The 18,554-nt window shown below is 64.8% G+C and carries 11 protein-coding genes; 4 read left to right on the plus strand and 7 right to left on the minus strand.

Annotated features, from left to right (window positions below; translation table 11 throughout):
- Window positions 1–19 precede the first annotated feature (19 nt).
- On the plus strand, window positions 20–1,168 hold the full coding sequence (locus F1609_RS22030) for a M23 family metallopeptidase (protein WP_167078813.1): 1,149 nt from the start codon (window positions 20–22) through the stop codon (window positions 1,166–1,168).
- A gap of 94 nt (window positions 1,169–1,262) precedes the next feature.
- On the opposite strand, the gene F1609_RS22035 is transcribed toward F1609_RS22030, so the two are convergent.
- The 3 genes from F1609_RS22035 to F1609_RS35405 are packed head-to-tail and all read right to left on the minus strand — an operon-like array spanning window position 1,263 to window position 8,901.
- A complete protein-coding gene (locus F1609_RS22035; RefSeq protein WP_370661658.1) occupies window positions 1,263–2,111 on the minus strand; it encodes a CheR family methyltransferase in 849 nt (282 codons plus the stop codon).
- Window positions 2,099–6,994 carry a HAMP domain-containing protein gene (locus F1609_RS22040; protein ID WP_167078815.1) on the minus strand — a complete coding sequence of 1,632 codons (4,896 nt, stop codon included), beginning with the start codon at window positions 6,992–6,994 and terminating at the stop codon, window positions 2,099–2,101. Before F1609_RS22040 ends, F1609_RS22035 begins: the two co-directional genes overlap by 13 nt.
- On the minus strand, window positions 6,991–8,901 hold the full coding sequence (locus F1609_RS35405) for a putative bifunctional diguanylate cyclase/phosphodiesterase (protein WP_370661659.1): 1,911 nt from the start codon (window positions 8,899–8,901) through the stop codon (window positions 6,991–6,993). The genes F1609_RS22040 and F1609_RS35405 overlap by 4 nt, the downstream gene beginning before the upstream one ends.
- 506 nt (window positions 8,902–9,407) lie before the next feature.
- On the opposite strand from F1609_RS35405, the gene F1609_RS22050 reads away from it, so the two are divergent.
- Window positions 9,408–10,124 (plus strand): helix-turn-helix transcriptional regulator, encoded by a 717-nt coding sequence (locus F1609_RS22050; protein ID WP_167078816.1) that lies wholly within the window; start codon window positions 9,408–9,410, stop codon window positions 10,122–10,124.
- On the opposite strand, the gene F1609_RS22055 is transcribed toward F1609_RS22050, so the two are convergent.
- Window positions 10,099–10,389: a helix-turn-helix domain-containing protein gene (locus F1609_RS22055; RefSeq protein ID WP_229421999.1), complete on the minus strand. Its 291-nt coding sequence runs from the start codon at window positions 10,387–10,389 to the stop codon at window positions 10,099–10,101. The genes F1609_RS22050 and F1609_RS22055 overlap by 26 nt on opposite strands.
- Before the next feature lie 144 nt (window positions 10,390–10,533).
- Between F1609_RS22055 and F1609_RS22060 the strand changes: the two genes are divergently transcribed.
- Window positions 10,534–11,121, plus strand: a complete 588-nt coding sequence (locus F1609_RS22060) for an acyl-homoserine-lactone synthase (RefSeq protein WP_167078817.1) — start codon at window positions 10,534–10,536, stop codon at window positions 11,119–11,121.
- A 1-nt stretch (window position 11,122) separates the two neighbouring features.
- On the opposite strand, the gene F1609_RS22065 is transcribed toward F1609_RS22060, so the two are convergent.
- The 3 genes from F1609_RS22065 to F1609_RS22075 form a co-directional block, all read right to left on the minus strand.
- A complete protein-coding gene (locus F1609_RS22065) occupies window positions 11,123–12,151 on the minus strand; it encodes a hypothetical protein (protein ID WP_167078818.1) in 1,029 nt (342 codons plus the stop codon).
- A gap of 205 nt (window positions 12,152–12,356) precedes the next feature.
- Window positions 12,357–13,037 carry a hypothetical protein gene (locus tag F1609_RS22070; protein ID WP_167078819.1) on the minus strand — a complete coding sequence of 227 codons (681 nt, stop codon included), beginning with the start codon at window positions 13,035–13,037 and terminating at the stop codon, window positions 12,357–12,359.
- Between the two features lie 51 nt (window positions 13,038–13,088).
- Window positions 13,089–15,119, minus strand: a complete 2,031-nt coding sequence (locus tag F1609_RS22075; RefSeq protein ID WP_229422000.1) for a prolyl oligopeptidase family serine peptidase — start codon at window positions 15,117–15,119, stop codon at window positions 13,089–13,091.
- A 255-nt stretch (window positions 15,120–15,374) separates the two neighbouring features.
- On the opposite strand from F1609_RS22075, the gene F1609_RS22080 reads away from it, so the two are divergent.
- Window positions 15,375–18,434 (plus strand): CHASE domain-containing hybrid sensor histidine kinase/response regulator family protein, encoded by a 3,060-nt coding sequence (locus tag F1609_RS22080; protein ID WP_229422001.1) that lies wholly within the window; start codon window positions 15,375–15,377, stop codon window positions 18,432–18,434.
- Window positions 18,435–18,554: the final 120 nt, after the last annotated feature.

The raw sequence follows: 18,554 nt of genomic DNA on the forward strand, positions 1-18,554 counted from the left end.
ACCAGAGAAACGCTCTTCCATGTCCACCACCGTTTTCAAGCCAGCCGCGCGCCATAGCGTCTTTCGCTACCTCGTCGCAGCCGTCGCCTGCGCGCTGGCCGGCACCGCGGCGGCGGCCAAGGTGCCGCTTCCCGCTGGATGCAACAGCGCTGGCACGAGCAAGCCCGCGCCAACGGCGGTAGCGCTTGTCCAGTCGGTGTTCCCGCCGGTTCAGGTGCAGGTACGCACGCCGGTCCAGCCGACTGTGCTGCCCAGCGGCGGTCGCAATTATCTGCTCTACGAACTACATGTGCAGAATTTTTCGATGGAAGCCGTGACCGTGCGCGGCATCGAGGTCCTCGACGCCGGCCAGCCTGACTCGGCCCCCATCGCCGAAATCAGGGATGGACAGATAGGCGCGCAATTGCGCCAGGTAAGCATCGGCGACAACCCGGCCATTCTGCAGCGCCTGGGTGTGGGCCAGGGCGCCGTTGCCTTCCTGTGCCTGGCGTTCGACGACAAGGTGGCGGTGCCAGCGACACTGCGCCATCGCGTGCTGCTCGACAAAGCGGTGGCCGACGGTCCCGTGATCGGCACGCATGCCACGCCGCTGCTGGTACTGGGACGGCCGCTGGTCGGTACCAACTGGACGCCAGGTAACAACCCGAGCCTGCATTCGCATCATCGGATGGGCTTGTGGGTGGTCGATGGCAGCGCGCAGATTTCGCGCCGCTATGCGATCGACTGGAAGAAGTTCGACGCCGGGCGCAAACCGTATTCCGGCGACGCGCGTGATGTGCGCGCCTACTACGCCTACGGCCAGAAGGTGCTGGCCGTGGCCGACGGCACCGTGGTCAGCGCACGCGACGGCTTTCCGGACAATATTCCAAAGACCGAAGCCGGGTTCGAGACAGCGCTCCCGGTCACCCTGGATACCATCGGCGGCAACCAGGTCATCATCGACCTGGGCAACGGGCAGTTCGCGGCGTATTACCATCTCCAGCCCGGCAGCGTCGGCGTCAAGGCCGGCGACCGGGTGCGGCGAGGGCAGTTGCTGGCGCGCGTCGGCAATTCGGGCGATGCTCGCTGGCCGCACCTGCACTTTCAGGTGACGGACAAGCCGGACGTCATGGCCAGCGAGGGCTTGCCGCAACTGTTCGAGAGCTACCGCGCCAAAAGCGGCGACTAAGCGTGGGAGACGCGCGGCGGCGAATATCCGATGGGCGATGTGGTGCTCGACTTCGGGCCAGATACTTAGTAGACGTAGCCTGCGACACTTTTCGCTACGCGACGCGCTTGTACCAAGCCTGGTGCGCAAACACCGGCCGGTAGCTGGCCGCCAGCGTGTCGCCCGGCGCCAGTTCGCGGTCGATGCCCAGCACCCCGAACAGCGCCAGGCTGTCATGGAACAGGCGCAGGGCGCGCTGGCGCAGCAGCGGCCCGAAATCGGCCAGCGCGTGCCGGCACACGATCAGCTGGAATTCGTTGAACGAGGCATCCGTCACCAGGTTGTACTGCGCCCACGTGATGCGGCTGCGCAGCGCCGGCAGCAGCACCGCGTGCTTGCCGCGCACCTCGAAATAGTCGGCCAGCTTGGCCGTGCCGCCGCTTTTCAGGTAATTCTCCTGGTACTGCGCCATGCGCTCCATCGGAATGCTGGCCTCCAGCGCTTCCGCCAGCAGTTCCTCGTTGGCGACCGTGGCAAAAATCTCGGTCCGATGGTGCATCCGCTGCTCGGCCAGCAGAATCGCCAGCGACCACGCTTGCTCCGCATGCGCGCATTCGGCCAGCCACACTTTCGGCAGCGCCGACGCGCCGAGGCATGCGAGCACCTCGCGCGTCTGGCGCACCTGCTCCGGGTCGTCGAACAAGAGCGCCGGGCGCACGCTCAGCGCGCGCAGCAGGGCCGCCGCCGTTGGCGGGTCGTGCAGCACCCGGTCCTGCAGCAGCGACACCGTCGCCAGTGCGCGCTCGCCCATCAGCCCCAGCACCCGCCGTGTCAGGCCGGGCCGGTCGTAGGCGCGGAAGTCGAAGCCGTAGCGCTGGAACACGCCTTCGAGCAGCAGCGCGATTTCCAGCTCCTCGACGGCCGGCGCACTGGCCTGCCGAACGGGCCCGTTCAATGCAGCCACACCCGCATCAGCGACAGCAGCTGGGCCACGTCGACCGGCTTGGTGATGTAGTCCGAGGCCCCGGCGGCGATGCACTTGTCGCGGTCGCCCTTCATCGCCTTGGCGGTCAGGGTGATGATCGGCAGCGACTTGAACTTCGGTATGCGCCGGATCGCGCGCATGGTGTCGTAGCCGTCCATCTCGGGCATCATGATGTCCATCAAAACGATCTCGATGGTGGGATCCTTTTCCAGCACCTCGATGCCGTCGCGGCCGTTTTCGGCGAACGAGACCTGCATCTGCTGGCGTTCCAGCAGCGACGACAGGGCGAAGATGTTGCGCAGGTCATCGTCGACGATCAAGACCTTGCGCCCTGCCAGGCCCCCATCGGCCGCGTGGATTTCTTCCAGCATGCGGCGCTGCAGTTCCGGCAGCGAGGCGTGCGAGCGGTGCAGGAACAGGGCCGTTTCGTCGAGCAGGCGTTCGGGCGAACGCGCATCCTTGATGACGATGGTCTTGGCGTAGCGTTTGAGCTTGGTCACCTCCTTGCGGCTCAATTCCTTGGCGGTGTAGATCACGATCGGCAGGTCGCGCAGGGCAGGGTCCTTGCCGATCACGTCGAGCAAATCAAAACCGCTGATGTCGGGCAGGGTCAGGTCGAGCACCATGCAGTCGAAGTGCGAGCCGCGCAGCGCTTCAAGGGCCGCTTCGCCGGTTTCCACGGCCACGATGCGCAGGTCGCTGTCGCCGATCAGGGCCACGATCGAGTCGCGTTGCATTTTTTCGTCATCGACCACCAGCAGGCTGCGTTTGCCGCCCAACAGGAATTTCTGGATGCGCGTGAATTCTTCCTGCAGCGCGTCGCGTTCGACCGGTTTGCCGATGTATGAAATGGCGCCCTGGCGCAGCGCCCGTTCGCGTTCGCGCATGGTGGACATGACGTGCACCGGAATGTGGCGCGTGCTCGGGTCGCGTTTCAGGCGGTCGAGCACCGTGAAGCCGTCGATATGCGGCAGGTCGAGGTCGAGCAGGATGGCTGACGGCAGGTAGTCGCGCGCCAGCGACAGCGCCGAATCGCCCTGGTGCGTCACGATCGCCTTGAAGTTCTTCTCGCGCGCGAACTCCATCAGTTCCTTGGCGAAGGCTTCGTCGTCTTCGATGATCAGCACCGACGGGTCGCCCGGGGCGATCAGCCCGCGGTCGTCCAGCACCGAGGCGTAGTCGACCAGTTGCGCCTGCGCCGCCGCTTCCGGCGCCACGCTGCTGTCGTATGGCGTCACCGTGCTGGCAACGACCACGGTCGATGGCGGCGGCGCCAGGCGCGCAGGCTGCGGCTGGCGCGCCTGGTCGTAGTTGATGAAGCCGGCCCGGTTGTAAGGCAGGAACAGGGTAAAGGTGGAGCCGGCGTTGACCACCGATTCGACCCGGATCTCGCCGCCCAGGAGGCGCGCCAGTTCGCGCGAGATCGACAGGCCAAGGCCGGTGCCGCCGTACTTGCGGGCGGTCGAGCCGTCGGCCTGCTGGAAGGCTTCGAAAATCAGTTGCAGCTTGTCGGCCGCGATGCCCACGCCGGTGTCGCGCACCGAGAACGCCAGCACCGCGTCGGCGTGCACCAGGTTCGGGTGGTCGCTGGTCCAGCCGCTCGTCACCAGCGAAATGTCGAGCGACACCTCGCCATGGCTGGTGAACTTGAAGGCGTTCGACAGCAGGTTTTTCAGCACCTGCTGCAAGCGCGTGGTGTCGGTCATGACGGCCGTCGGCAGGGCGTCTGCCAGCAGCACCGTGAAGCCCAGGTGCTTGGCTTCGGCCATGTGGCGGAAGGTGCGGTCGACGTAGTTACGCAAGTTCGAGAAGCGGTATTCCGACACGTCGAGTGTCACGGTTCCGGATTCGATCTTGGACAGGTCGAGAATGTCATTAATCAGAGTCAGCAGGTCCGATCCGGAACCGTGGATCGTCTTTGCGAACTCTACTTGCTTTCCCGAGAGGTTGCCCTCCGGGTTATCCGACAGCTGCTGCGCGAGAATGAGCAGGGAGTTGAGCGGGGTGCGCAACTCGTGCGACATGTTCGCCAGGAACTCGGATTTGTACTTGGACGACAGCGCCAGCTGGGTCGCCTTTTCTTCCAGCGCCAGCTTTGCCTGTTCCACCTCGCGGTTCTTGCGTTCGACCTCGATGTTCTGTTCGGACAGCAGGCGCGCTTTTTCGGCCAGTTCCTGGTTGGTCTGCTGCAGTTCCTGCGCCAGCGACTGCGACTGGGTCAGCAGCGACTCGGTGCGGCTGTTCGCTTCGATCGTGTTGAGCACCACGCCGATCGACTCCATCAACTGGTCGAGGAAGGAGAGGTGGGTTTCGGTGAAGCGATCGAGCGAGGCGATTTCGATCACCGCCTTGACCTGCTGCTCGAACAGGATCGGCAGCACCACGATGTTGGTCGGTGGCGCCGCGCCCAGGCCCGACGAGACCACGATGTAATCGCGCGGCACGTCGGTCAGCCAGATGCGGGTTTTTTCGAGCGCGCACTGGCCGACCAGCCCTTCGCCGGGCAGGAAGGAGGTGGCCAGCTTGCGGCTGGAACGGTAGCCGTAGCTGGCGATCATGCGCAGGCGCGCGTCGAGCTCCTGCGAGTCCATCATGTAGAACACGCCGTGGTGGGCCGACACCAGCGGCGCCAGTTCGGACAGGATCAGTTTCGTCACCGCCTGCAAGTCGCGCTGGCCTTGCAGCAGGCGCGTAAAGCGCGCCAGGTTGGTCTTGAGCCAATCCTGCTGCGCATTCTTCTGCGTGGTTTCCTTGAGATTGCGGATCATCTCGTTGATGTTGTCCTTCAGGTAGGACACCTCGCCGCGCGCTTCCACCTGGATCGAGCGCGACAAGTCGCCGCGCGTCACGGCCGTCGCCACCTCGGCAATCGCGCGCACCTGGTTGGTCAGGTTCGCGGCCAGCTGGTTGACGTTCTCGGTCAAGTCCTTCCAGGTGCCGGCCACGCCGGACACGTTGGCCTGTCCACCGAGTTTACCTTCCGTGCCCACCTCGCGCGCCACGCGCGTCACTTCCGAGGCGAACGAAGACAACTGGTCGACCATCACGTTGATGGTGTCTTTCAGTTCCAGGATCTCGCCCTTGACGTCCACCGTGATCTTTTTAGAGAGGTCGCCGCGCGCCACGGCGGTGGTCACCGCAGCGATGTTCCTCACCTGGCCGGTCAGGTTCGACGCCATGAAGTTGACGTTGTCGGTCAAGTCCTTCCAGGTGCCGCCCACGCCCGGCACATAGGCCTGGCCGCCGAGTTTTCCTTCGGTGCCGACTTCGCGCGCCACGCGCGTCACTTCCGATGCGAAGGAGGACAATTGGTCCACCATCACGTTGATCGTGTTTTTCAGTTCCAGGATTTCTCCCTTGACGTCCACCGTGATCTTTTTAGAGAGGTCGCCGTTCGCCACGGCGGTGGTCACGTCGGCGATGTTACGCACCTGGCCCGTGAGGTTACCCGCCATCGAGTTCACGCCGTCGGTCAAGTCTTTCCAGGTGCCGGCCACGCCGGGCACGTTGGCCTGGCCGCCGAGTTTACCTTCGGTGCCCACCTCGCGCGCCACGCGCGTGACTTCCGAGGCGAAGGAGTTCAACTGGTCGACCATCACGTTGATGGTGTTTTTCAGCTCCAGGATCTCGCCCTTGACGTCGACCGTGATCTTTTTAGAGAGGTCGCCGTTCGCCACGGCCGTGGTCACGTCGGCGATGTTACGTACCTGGCCGGTGAGGTTGCCCGCCATCGAGTTGACCGAGTCGGTCAAGTCCTTCCAGGTGCCGGCCACGCCTTTCACCTGCGCCTGGCCACCGAGTTTGCCTTCGGTGCCCACCTCGCGCGCCACCCGCGTGACCTCCGAGGCGAAAGAAGACAACTGGTCCACCATCACGTTGATGGTGTTTTTCAGCTCTAAAATTTCACCCTTGACGTCCACCGTGATCTTTTTCGACAGGTCGCCGTTCGCCACGGCGGTGGTCACCGCCGCGATGTTCCTCACCTGGCCGGTCAGGTTCGACGCCATGAAGTTCACGTTGTCGGTCAAGTCCTTCCAGGTGCCGCCCACGCCCGGCACGTAGGCCTGGCCGCCGAGCTTTCCTTCGGTGCCCACCTCGCGCGCCACGCGCGTGACTTCCGAGGCAAAGGAGCGCAGCTGGTCCACCATGACGTTGATGGTGTCTTTCAGTTGCAGGATCTCGCCGCGCACGTCCACCGTGATTTTCTTGGACAAGTCGCCGTTGGCCACCGCGGTGGTCACTTCGGCGATGTTACGTACCTGCGAGGTCAGGTTGCCCGCCATCGAGTTGACCGAGTCGGTCAAGTCCTTCCAGGTGCCGGCCACGCCCTTGACCTGCGCCTGGCCGCCGAGTTTACCTTCGGTGCCGACTTCGCGCGCCACGCGCGTGACTTCCGACGAGAACGAGGAGAGCTGTTCGACCATCGTATTGGCGGTGGTGGCCGCGCGCAGGTACTGGCCCATGAGCGGATGGCCGTCCACTTCCAGCGCCATGGTCTGCGACAGGTCGCCCTTGGCCACGGCGCCGATCACGCGCGCCATTTCCGTGGTCGGGCGCACCAGGTCGTCGATCAGGGTGTTGACGGAACTGATGATGGTGGCCCAGCCGCCCACCACGTTCGGGACCGAGGCGCGCTTTTCCAGCCGGCCTTCGGCGCCGACCACGCGCGAGACTTCGGTGACGGCTTCCACCATCTTTTCCTTGGTCTCGATGATGTCGTTCAGGGTATCGGCGATCTTGCCCGAAATGCCGCTCCAGTCGGATGGCATGCGCGCCGTAAAGTCGCCTTTCTTGAGCGCCATCAGGGTCGATAGCAGGAGCTTGATGTCCAGTTCTTCGGCCATGTCGGTCATGTTGTTCATCGGCTTTGTCCTCGTTTTTTGGGAGTTGAAAGAGCGGCTTGATGCGGGTTCAAGCTCGTTATCTGGTGGGTTGTCCGGGCCTGCAGCAGTGCCAGCATGGCCGCTGCGGGCAGGGGAGGGCTGAGCAGTTCGCCCTGGTATTCGTCGCAGCCGAGCGACTTTAAAACGGCCAGCTGTTCGGTGGTATGCACGCCCTGGGCCAGCACGCGCAGGCCGAGCGCGCGCCCGAGATGGACGATGGCGGCAGCCATGTCCGTGCCGCGATCGATGCCGATGGCGCGCACGAAGGCGCGGTCGATCTTGATGGCGTCGAGCGGCAGGTCGCGCAGCATGGCCAGGGCTGCGCCGGCGCTGCCGAAGTCGTCGACCGTCAGGCGCACCCCGGCCGCTTTCAGCTCGTGCAGCACGGCGGCGCTGTCGCGCGTGTCGAACAGCAGGTGCTCGGGAATTTCGAGTTCCAGCCAGCCGGCCAACAGCTTGCAGCCGCGCAGGTGCGCCAGCACGCGCGCGGCCAGTTCGGGGCGGATCTGGAGCAGCGCCAGGTCGACCGCCATGACTACCTGCGCCACTTGCGCCGCTGCCGGGGATGAAGCGGCGCGCCAGGCCGCCACTTCGGCGCAGGCCGCGCCCAGCATCCATTCGCACACCTGTTCGAGCAGCAGGTTGTCGGCCACGTCGGGCAAGAAGCGCGCGGCGGCGATCAGGCCGTGGCGTGGATGGCGCCAGTACAGCAGCGCTTCGACCGCTACGACCGCGCCATCGGGCAGGGCGGCGCGCGGCTGGAACAGCAGTTCGAATTGCCTGCCTTCGAGCGCGGCGTGCAGTTCGGCCACCCACTGGGCGCGCTCGCGTTCGCGCGTGTTGAGCTCTTCGCGGAAGAATTCGATGCTGCCGCGCCGGTGCTGCTTGGCGTGGTACATGGCGGTGTCGGCGTTTTTCATCAGCTGCGCGGCGCTGTTGGCATCCTGCGGATACAGGCCGATGCCGATGCTGGTGGAAGTGGCGATGCGCTGGCCATTGATTTCGAAGGGGCGCGTGTGGGCCTGCTCGATCTTGCGCGCCACCCGGGCCGCGTTGGCCCCCGCCCCGCGCCCCTCCAGCAGCACCACGAATTCGTCGCCGCCCAGGCGCGCCACCACGTCCGATACGCGCACCGCCGCCAGCAGGCGCGCGGCCACCTGGCGCAGCAATTCGTCGCCGACTTCGTGCCCCAGGGTGTCGTTGATCTGCTTGAAGCGGTCCAGGTCGAGGAACAGCAGCGCGAATTCGCCGCCGTGGCGGTCGGCCGCAGCGACCGCGTGTTCGAGCTGGGCGATCAGCGAGCGCCGGTTGACCAGGTTGGTCAGCGGATCGCGGATCGAGAGCGCCTGCGCGCGCTGCTCGGCCACCTTGCGTTCGGCGACTTCCTGCTCCAGGGCGCGGTTGATGCGCTCGAGGTCCTGCACGCGCTGCACGCGCAGGTCCTGGTTGAGCAGCGACAGTTCGCGCGTTTTCGCTTGCAGTTCCAGGTTCTTGCGGGTCAGGTCGACGAACACCGCCACCTTCGTTTGCAGCACCTGCGGGATCACCGGCGTAAACAAATAGTCGGCCGCGCCCTTGCTGTAGGCTTCCAGCCGGTGGCGTTCGTCGCCGTAGTGGGCGGTGATGAAGATGATCGGCACGGCGCAGGAGCGCGGGTGCGAATGAATCGCCTCGGCGGTCTCGAAGCCGTCCATGCCGGGCATGTTCGCGTCCAGCAGGATCACGGCGAAATCGTGGGTCAGCACCATGCGCAGCGCTTCATGGCCGGAACTGGCCTTGAGCAGCTGGTAGTGCTGCGCGCGCGTGGCCTCGGAGAGCAGGCTTTCGAGCGCCAGCAGGCTGGCTGCGTCATCGTTGACTAGTAATACTTTCGGAATGATCTGCACGGTGCGGTAGGTCTGGTTGTCATTGGCTGCCGATCACATTCTTTACGACGGGAACAGCAACTGTATACCAGTGCGCCAGCCAGTCAAGGGGCCGGGATATCGCAGCCTCATCAGCGTCCCGGACGGGCACGTCCCGGACGGGCATGTCCCGGTCGGGTAGCTTACCCTATTCGAATACTATGGTAACGTTGAGTTGCCAGAGCCTACCTGAGAATAAATTTCCACGACGCACAGTTCATTGCCATTCAATGCAATGTTGTGATTGCGCTACGGGTTTGGCCGCATGGCTGAAGTCAACCCGACGTAACTGTTAGTTTCATTTCCTCTTGGAATCGTGAAGCAAATTTGTCCAACACAGCCATGGTGAACAGCCTAAAATGCTAACAAATGGTTACATTCTTCAGCGTTTTAGTTAATCACAAAGCACCCGCTAGTGTCATTACGCGATATTTGTGTAAAATGGGCAACAAAAGGGAGTGACGGCAATGGTGAAAATGGGACAACTGATGACGCTTTTGAAAAGCGACCAGGAGAATGGCTGGAGTTCGGCCCTGTTTTCGCTGGCACACGACCAGGGATTCGACCAGGTATTGTATGGCGCGGTCGGGTCCAAGCATGTCAAGCTCGAGACCGCTTTTCTGCACAGCAATTACGCGCCTGCCTGGCGCACCCGCTACGACGCCGACAAGCTCCACTACGTCGATCCGACCGTCGCCCACTGCATGACCAGCTCGCTGCCGATCGTGTGGGAACCGGATACCTTCCACGCGCCCGGCCAGCGCGAGATGTACGAGGAAGCCTGCGGCTACGGCATCCGCTCCGGCATTACCTTCCCGATCCACGGGCCGAGCGGGGAGTTCGGGGTGGTCAGCTTTGCTTCCGACGCCCCGCCCAACGGCGAGTTCGACAGTACCATCAGCCAGCTGATGCCGTCGCTGTCGCTGATCCGCGACTATGCCTTCGAGTCCTCGCTCAAATTCGTCGCGCCCAAGCCGGGCGCCGAAGCGCTGCCGCGCCTGACCAAGCGCGAGCTGGAGGTGCTCAACTGGGTCATGGTCGGCAAGTCGTCATGGGAAATCTCGAAGATCGTGCTCTGCTCCGAGGCGACGGTGAATTTTCACATCGGTAACATCCGCGTGAAATTCAACGTCAACACCCGGCAGCAGGCACTGGTCAAGGCGATCAGCATGGGCATCATCAGCCCGGAAGATCCCCATCGCTGAGCTTACCCTTCACATACAGCTTGACCAGGATGGCCACCGGCGCTGGAATACCCAGCCCGGTTTCGAAGCGGCTGCCGCTCGACTGCGTCACGCCGAAGCGTCCCCAGAATTTTTCCTGGCTTTCGCGCTTGCTGATCCTGAACCGTTTTAACTCGCTGTGGGGCGTGCTGGCCATGGTACCTGCAAGCGCAGCGCCGCCATCGTGATCGATCTCACCGCGCTGTTCTGCCACGGCCGTCGTCTGGTAGTTGAAATCCTGAGCCATACCGTTCCTCGCAAACAAAAGGGCAGTATTCCATTCACTGTCCTTACAAGCCACCTAGCAACTCTACTAGTTATGCTAATGCAATTTTTGCATGATTCTTCATGCAAGCAGCATAACTTTTATATATAAAGCGAGGTACCTAAGATGGCTCTGCATATTCGAATCGCTGCACGGCGCGAATTCAAGTCGCGCGACCTGTGGGAGATGCACAAACTGCGCGCCAAGGTCTTCAAGGACCGGCTGGGCTGGGAAGTGCCGATCATGAGCGGCATGGAGATTGACGGTTACGACGCCCTCGAGCCGCTGTACATGATGATCCGCGAGCCGGGCGGCGGACCCCTGCGCGGCTGCTGGCGCATCTTGCCGACCGAAGGCCCGTACATGCTCAAGGATTCCTTTGCGCAGCTCCTGCATGGCCAGGACGCGCCCGAGAACGCCCGTATCTGGGAACTGTCGCGCTTCGCCATCGAAACCGACGGCAACCCGCGCTTCGGCTTTTCCGAGATTACCATGGAATCGATTGGCGAAATCATCAGTTATGGCCATCACGCCGGGCTCGACCAGTATGTGACGGTCACCACGGTCGCCATCGAGCGCCTGCTGCGCCGCGCCGGGGTGCTGACCACGCGCTTCGGCGATCCGGTCCAGATCGGCGTGGAGCGCGCGGTGGCCCTGTATGTGGACATCGCGGGCACCTACGAAGCGATGTTCGAGTCGCGCCTGGCGTCCTGAGTCACGCGCCGCCCACGGCCGGGGCGGACGGAAAGGCGGCAATGCGCGCCGCCAGCATGCGCCAGGACGGCAGGGCCGCCTGCAACTGGGCGTGCGCGCTGCCGCTCGCTGCGGGCCCGGCCAGCAACACGTTTTTCAGGTCGTCGAGCCCGGCGCGCAGGGTGCGCGTGCCGGCGGCGGCGATGCGGATGCCGGCGCCGATGCGGTCCATGCCGCTCAAGTAGGCCGACAGTGTCGGCAGCAAGCCCTGCAGATACACCGCTTCGGCCATCATCGCGCTCTGGCCCTCGCGGATATGGTCGAGCTGGCGCATGACGCTGTCGAGTGCCCTGCCGTGCTTGTCGATATCGGCGCGCGCTTCCCCGGCATCCGGCCCGGCCAGCCAGTGGCTGTGGCAACGCGCATGCGCTTCGGCCAGCCGTCCCTGCAAGGTATTGACCTGTTGCGCCAGGATGAATGCGTGCACATGGTCGGCCTGCAGGCGCTGGGTCACCACCACGGTGTCCGTTTCCAGGTCGCCCGAGGCGCGCCCCATCTGCGCTAGATAGCTGCCGACATCCTGCTCAAGGTCCGACAGGGCATCTGCCGGGGCGGCCAGGCGCCGCACCAGGCCGTCGATCAGGCGCACCGCGCCGCTGCCGTCCGAGGGGCGCCCGTGGAACATGTTCAGCAGCGCCGTGGCCAGCAGCGCGGCATCCTGCGCAAGCAGGGTCTCGCCCAGGTGGCGCAGGCCGTCGAGGGCGGTGTGCAGGCCGGGCCGGCTGCGCGTGGCCCAGGCCGCCGCCAGGGTCTTGACCATGAACAGGTACTGGGTGACCATCGGCCGGCCCCGTCCGGCACGCTCCGGCAACTGGGCGATGCGCTGCGACAGGCTGTCGATATCGCCCGCCAGTTCGAGGATTATGCCCGCGCCGAGGCCGATGCCGGGACTCCAGAACATGCCGCCGCCGGCCATGTGCGGGGACGGTTCGCGCAGGGCGGCCGGCTGGGCGGGAGAGAGCTGGGGAGAAAATGTTGCCAGGTGTGCCATGGTGCTGGCTCCAGTCGTGGTTGGATTGATCGGCGGGTGGACAAGTTCGCTTGACGAACTATTACAAACCCGTCCGTCCAGTGCGGAAAGCTGGCAGGATTGTCAGGGTGGGCGGGTGCGCAGCGGGGCGGGACGGGCGTCGTGGCGCCGCCGGGCACGCTGGCCTGGCGCAAACAATCGCGTGGAAGTTTGCGCCAGTCGATATTCAGGAAGGATTTTTTTGCGCTGACGCGACAGCGGCGGGGTCATCCAGCCCCGCGGAGGCATGGACCAGCGCCACGAATCCCTGTTCGAAAGCGCGCACGATGGATGCTGGCGTGAGCACGGTCACGGCCGTGGCGCCGTCAATGCGCTTTGCGGGGCCATAACCGTCGAACGACCAGGGCAGGTAGCCTGCGGCGGTGACGAGAAAAGCAGCCGCGTCGAACTCGAACATTGTTCCTTTTGGCAACTCGCCGAGGGTCGCCGCGAACCTCGTTTTTCCCCCGCCGCGCACGCAACGCTCGGCGTGGAGTACGATGTCGACATCGTCCATTGATAGTGCCGAACGCAATTGCGCATCCACATTGGCGGCGAGCCATTTTTCTTTGAAATCCAGGTGACGTGCCTTCTGGCAGTCACCGCACGGCCGGTGTCCGGCGGCAAAGGCAGTTGCTTCATCGAGGAAAAAGAGCTCCGAATAATTCCCTCGAGAAAAGGGTTTGGGGCGCTTGATTTGCTTAAACTCGAGCATGCACGTGACCCACCGCTTGTGCTTCCACGGCCGCACGATCTGATTGGCGTCGTTATGCAAGATGCCGCGGTTCCCCATCCGCGTCCCCCTGCTTGCAACGGTGCGCAATTGGCCCCATGGGTCGACGCGATTTTGCAGATGTTGTGTGACCATTATATGATTCTAAAAAAGTGAAGGTGGCGCCGGGTCTGCCCTGATTGCCGCTCAGCGCAACTGCTCCAGCAAGAACGTGTAGGTCAACGCCCACATCTGCGCCTGCTGATCGTTGTTGGCCGCCCCCGCGTGCCCGCCCTCCAGGTTCTCCCAATACAGCACGTCATGGCCCTGCGCCTCCATCAGCGCCACCATTTTGCGCGCGTGCCCCGGGTGCACCCGGTCGTCCCTGGTCGAGGTGGTCAGCAGCATGCGCGGATAGCGCTTGTCCTCGGCCACATTGTGATACGGCGAATAGCGCGCAATATACTCCCACTCGCTAGCGACGTCCGGATCGCCGTATTCGTCCATCCAGGAGCTGCCGGCCAGCAGCTTGTGATAGCGCCGCATGTCGAGCAGCGGCACCTGGCACACCACCGCGTTGAACAGGTCCGGCCGCTGCGTCATGGCCGCCCCGACCAGCAAGCCGCCATTGCTGCCGCCCATGATGCCCAGATGGCGCGCACTGGTCACCTTGCGCTCGATCAGGTCTTGCGCCACCGCCAAAAAATCGTCGAAAGCGCGCTGGCGCTGGTCCTTCAGCGCCGCCTGGTGCCAGCGCGGGCCGAATTCGCCGCCACCGCGGATATTGGCCAGCACGTACACGCCGCCCTTGGCCAGCCAGGCTTCCCCGGTCACGCCGCTATAGAACGGCTTCATGGCGATCTCAAAACCGCCATAGCCGTACAAGACGGTGGGATTGCGCCCGTCCATGGGCGTGTTGCGATCCATGACCACGAAATACGGCACCCGCGTGCCATCGGTCGATACCGCCTCGAACTGCTTGACGACGTAGTGGGCGGCCTCGAAAAACGCCGGCATCGCCTTGAGCGGCTGGCGCTCGTCGCTGCCGGCCTGGCCCAGGTACAGGCTGGTCGGGGTCAGGAAGTCGGTCACGGTCAGAAAATACTGGTCCGAAGCGGCCGGATCGAGCGCGCTCACGGCCAGCGCGCCGAAGGCGGGCGCGGCCACCTCACGGCGCAGCCACTGGCCGTCCGCATGGCGCAGCTCGACGATGCGGTTTTTCACATTATCGAGCTCGGTCAGGAGCAGGGCGCTGGCCGTCATCGCCACCCCGTCCAGCGAACTGGTGGCGCTCGGCGCGAACAGCACGGCAAGATCGCGTTCGCCGGCCATGAAGCGGGCGAAATCGGTGGCCACCAGCGACCCTTGCGCATAGGTGCGCCCGCCCACCCGCCAGTCCGAGCGCAGTTCGATCACCAGCTGGTCGCGCACGGTGTAGGCGTTGGCGTCGTCGGGCTTGTCGACCCGCGCCAGCCGGTCCCCGCTGCGCAGGAACAGTTCGCTGCTGTAAAAACCGGTCTGGCGCTCGACGAATTCGTGCTCGAACCCCGGCGTGAAGTCCTTGTAGGCCGATACGCTCAGGTCGTCGGCGCGCGCTTCGAACAGGGTCACGGCGTCGGCCAGCGCCGTGCCGCGCCGCCATTCCTTGACGATGCGCGGATAGCCGGATGTGGTCATGCTGCCCTCGCCAAAGTCGGTGGCCACGGCCAGGCGGTCGATGTCGAGCCAGCGCGCGCTGCATTTGGACTCGGGCAGCGCAAAGCCGCCGGCCACGAAGGCCCTGGCGGCCAGGTCGAATTCGCGCACCACGTGGGCGTCGCCGCCGCCGCGCGAGAGCAACAGCAAACAGCGCATGCCGGCCGGCGGCAGCGAAGAAGCGCCGGCCCAGACCCAGTTTTCGCCTTCGTCGATGGCCAGCCGGTCGAGGTCGAGCACCGTTTCCCATTCCGGCGCCTCGGCGCGGTAACGCTCCAGGGTGGTGCGCCGCCAGACCCCGCGCACATGCACGGCGTCGCGCCAGAAGTTGTAGACCAGCCCGGCGTGCTCGCTGATATAGGGAATCCGGGCCTTGTCGTTGAGGATGGTGCCGAGGCGCGCGCGCAGCGCCGCAAAGCCGCCGCGGCCTTCGAGTTCGCGCTCGCACACGGCGTTGCGCGCGCGCACCCAGTCCAGCGCCGCGCCGGAGCTGGTGTCTTCCAGCCACAGATGGGGATCGTCGGCGCCATCGCTGCGCGCCATTGTGCTCGTTTCCGATATAGTTTCACCAATCAATTGCCGCATTCCTGCTCCTGTAGTGTGTCTGTATTGACGTTCTGCCATGGCGCGGACGCGACAGTAAAATTTATCAATTGCATGTTCTCTTGCTGCAAAGTACCCTTGCGTTAGTGATGCATGCGTGCGGCCGGGCCGCGCGCGCCTTCTGTTTCGTCAATAGTATGCCGCCTGCCGGGGTGTTTCGACCCACCGGCGAGCGAAAATTAACGGGGTTGGACAATGACGCAAGCGATCAAGCGCAGCATGACGGGCACCGTCGGCGGCCGTCCTGTTTCGCGCCTGGTGTGGTGGGGCGTGGGACTGTCGCTGTCGACGCTGGTCGCGGCGCTGCTGCACGTGGGCGCGACCAGGCTGGTCGATGCCGATGCGCGCCAGCGTTTCGACGCGCTCGCGCGCAGCGCGCAATCGAGCCTGTCGACCCGCATCAAGTCGTATTCCGACCTGGCGCGCGGCTTGTCGGCCCTGTTCCAGAGCACCGAGGCGCCCAACCGCCTGCATTTTCACCGCTACGTGCAGGCCCTGGGCATGCGCACCCATTATCCGGCCATCGAAAGCGTTACCTTTGCCCGTCACGTGACGGCGGCCGGGCGCGCTGAACTGGTCGCGACGGTAGCCGCCGACCGCAGCGTCGACGCCGGCGGCTACCCCGGCTTCCGCATCCATCCCGAAGGCGAGCGCCCCGGCTACACGGTGCTGACCTATATCGAGCCGCAGGCCGCGCGCGCCAACGGCCGCCTGGGCCTGGACATCGGCGCCAATCCGCTCGCCGCGATCCACCTCGACCAGGCACGCGACAGCGGCAAGATCAGCGCCTCCGGCCTGCCGATCCTGGTCAACGAACCGCGCCCGCACCTGGCGCTGGGCATGCGCATGCCGGTGTACCGCAGCGGCGCGCTGCTCTATAGCGTGGAGGCGCGCCGCGCGGCCTACATCGGCAGCGTGGGCGTGGGGTTTTCGGTGCCGGCGCTGGTCGGCAGCGCGCTCGAAGAAATGCCGCAGCGGCGCCTGCGGCTTGCCCTGTTCGCCGACGGCGCCAGCGACCCCGAGCGCCGTACCCTGGCCCTGGGCAGCGACGACCGCCAGCTGTACAACGACCATGATCCGGTGGCCGTCGGCGAGACCGAGGACGATCGCTTCGACACCGTGCTCCCGGTGGACTACAACGGCAGCCTGTGGAAGGCCCATTTCCGCATCGCCCGCGCAGACCTGTACAGCGAGTTCGACGTGATCCTGCCGCCGGCCGCCTTCGCCGCCGGCTTCCTGGTGACGATGCTGGCCTACGCCTACTTCTTTACCCTGTACCGCTCGCGCCGCACCGCCATCGAACAGCGCGTGCTGCTCGATTCGGTCCTCGACAGCATCGACGCCCACGTGTACATGAAGGACCGCGAGCGCCGCTACATCTACGTCAACGCGCGCACCGCCGAAGCGATGGGCCAGCCGGCCGAAGACATCATCGGCAAGCTCGATCGCGAGGTGATGACGCCGGAGCAGGCCGATTTCTACTGGCGCCAGGACAGCCGGATCTTCGTCGACGGCGCGCGCCACGCCAGCCAGGTCGAATTCGCCCAGCCCGACGGCGAGGTGCGCCAGCTCTGGACCGTCAAGGTGCCGGTGCTGCTCGATGGGGAGGTGAGCGCCGTGATCGGCCTGTCGACCGACGTGACCGAACTGCACAAGCTCAAGGCGCAGGCCGACGCCGCCAACCAGGCCAAGAGCAACTTCCTGTCCAACATGAGCCACGAGATCCGCACGCCGATGAACAGCATCATCGGCATGTCGCACCTGGCGCTGCGCACCGTGGCCAATCCGAAGCAGCGCGATTACCTGGAAAAGATCCATCATTCGAGCCAGCACCTGCTCGGCATCATCAACGACATTCTCGATTTTTCCAAGATCGAAGCGGGCAAGCTGGAACTCGAAGTGCTCGATTTCGGCTTGAACGCGCTGATGCAGAACATCGCCAACCAGCTTGGCGACGCTGCCGCCAACAAGCACCTGGCGCTCGAATTCGAGATCGACCCGGCGCTGGCGCAGCAGTTGCGGGGCGACCCGCTGCGGCTCGAACAGGTGCTGCTCAACTTCACGTCGAACGCGATCAAGTTCTCGGAAAACGGCCGTATCCGCGTGCGCGCGCTGGCCGGCGGCGAGAGCGGGAGCGCAAGCGGGAGCGAAAGTGAGATCATGGTGCGCTTCGAAGTCGAAGACGCCGGCATCGGCATGAGCGAGGCCGAAATCGCCGACCTGTTCAAGTCCTTCCACCAGGCCGACCCCTCGACCACGCGCAAGTACGGCGGCACGGGCCTGGGCCTGGTGATCAGCAAGCAGCTGGCGGAGCTGATGGGCGGCACCGTCGGCGTCGATTCCATTCCCGGCCACGGCAGCTGCTTCTGGTTCACCGCGCGCCTGGGCAAGGCGGTCAACTTCCTGCAGGGCGGCGGCAGTGCGGTCGACCCGGCGGTGCTCGACCAGCTGCGCGGCGCCTATATCCTTCTGGTCGAAGACAATATCTTCAGCCAGCAGGTGGGCCAGGAATTGCTCGAAGAAGCCGGGTCCACGGTGGTGGTGGCCAATAACGGCAAGGAAGCGATCGACCTGATGCTCAAAGAGCGCTTCGACTGCGTTCTGATGGACGTGCAGATGCCGGTGATGGACGGTTTTGAAGCGACCCGCATGATCCGCTCCGACCCGCGCCTGCGCGACGCGCTGGTGATCGCCATGACCGCCAACGCCGGCCGCGACGACCAGGCGCGCTGCCTGGAGGCGGGCATGAACGAGTTCGTGACCAAGCCGATTTCGCCCAAGCTGCTGTTCGAAGTCATCGCCCGCTGGCTGGCCACGCGCCCTGCGCGCAACGGGCGGCGGCGGGTGGCGGTGGCGGCCGACCAGGCGCCGACCCGCATGTCGGCCGCGCCGGTGGTCTCGACCGACGCCGGCCTGCTCGACATGAGCGCGCTGTCGCTCACGTTCGGGGCCAATCCGGTCAAGATGCGCAAATACGCGTTCATGTTCCTCGACTCGGCGCGCGACGGCCTGGCCGACGTGAGCGAAGCGCTCGACCGCGCCGATGTGGAGCGCATGGCGGACCTGGGGCACCGCATCAAGGCCTCGGCCAAGGCGGTGGGGGCGATGCGGTTTGCGGGCCTGTGCCAGGACCTGGAGCGCCTGCGCGACGGCGGCACGATGGACCAGGCGCGCACCCTGGTGGCGAACATGTATACATTGCTCGACCAGCTGAACGAGCACATCGCGCACGAACTGACCGAATCGGCAAGCTGAGCCCGCTTGCCGTAGAGCCGTCATTTCTGCCATTGGCAGAAATGACTTCCCGCGCCAAGGCGGCCTCGGCGGGAATTCAAGGCACTTTTCCGTCGAAAAAAAAGCAAACTTGCGGTATTC

Source organism: Massilia aquatica, assembly GCF_011682045.1.
In the GTDB taxonomy this organism is placed as follows: Bacteria; Pseudomonadota; Gammaproteobacteria; order Burkholderiales; family Burkholderiaceae_D; genus Telluria_A; species Telluria_A aquatica.

Excerpts from the sequence above, each read along its gene's own strand:
- F1609_RS22070 (WP_167078819.1), bottom strand. The coding sequence starts at position 13,037 with ATGGTCACACAACATCTGCAAAATCGCGTCGACCCATGGGGCCAATTG.
- F1609_RS22030 (WP_167078813.1), top strand. The coding sequence starts at position 20 with ATGTCCACCACCGTTTTCAAGCCAGCCGCGCGCCATAGCGTCTTTCGC.
- F1609_RS22055 (WP_229421999.1), bottom strand. The coding sequence starts at position 10,389 with ATGGCTCAGGATTTCAACTACCAGACGACGGCCGTGGCAGAACAGCGC.
- F1609_RS22050 (WP_167078816.1), top strand. The coding sequence starts at position 9,408 with ATGACGCTTTTGAAAAGCGACCAGGAGAATGGCTGGAGTTCGGCCCTG.
- F1609_RS22040 (WP_167078815.1), bottom strand. The coding sequence starts at position 6,994 with ATGAACAACATGACCGACATGGCCGAAGAACTGGACATCAAGCTCCTG.
- F1609_RS22075 (WP_229422000.1), bottom strand. The coding sequence starts at position 15,119 with ATGGCGCGCAGCGATGGCGCCGACGATCCCCATCTGTGGCTGGAAGAC.
- F1609_RS22060 (WP_167078817.1), top strand. The coding sequence starts at position 10,534 with ATGGCTCTGCATATTCGAATCGCTGCACGGCGCGAATTCAAGTCGCGC.
- F1609_RS22080 (WP_229422001.1), top strand. The coding sequence starts at position 15,375 with ATGACGCAAGCGATCAAGCGCAGCATGACGGGCACCGTCGGCGGCCGT.
- F1609_RS22065 (WP_167078818.1), bottom strand. The coding sequence starts at position 12,151 with ATGGCACACCTGGCAACATTTTCTCCCCAGCTCTCTCCCGCCCAGCCG.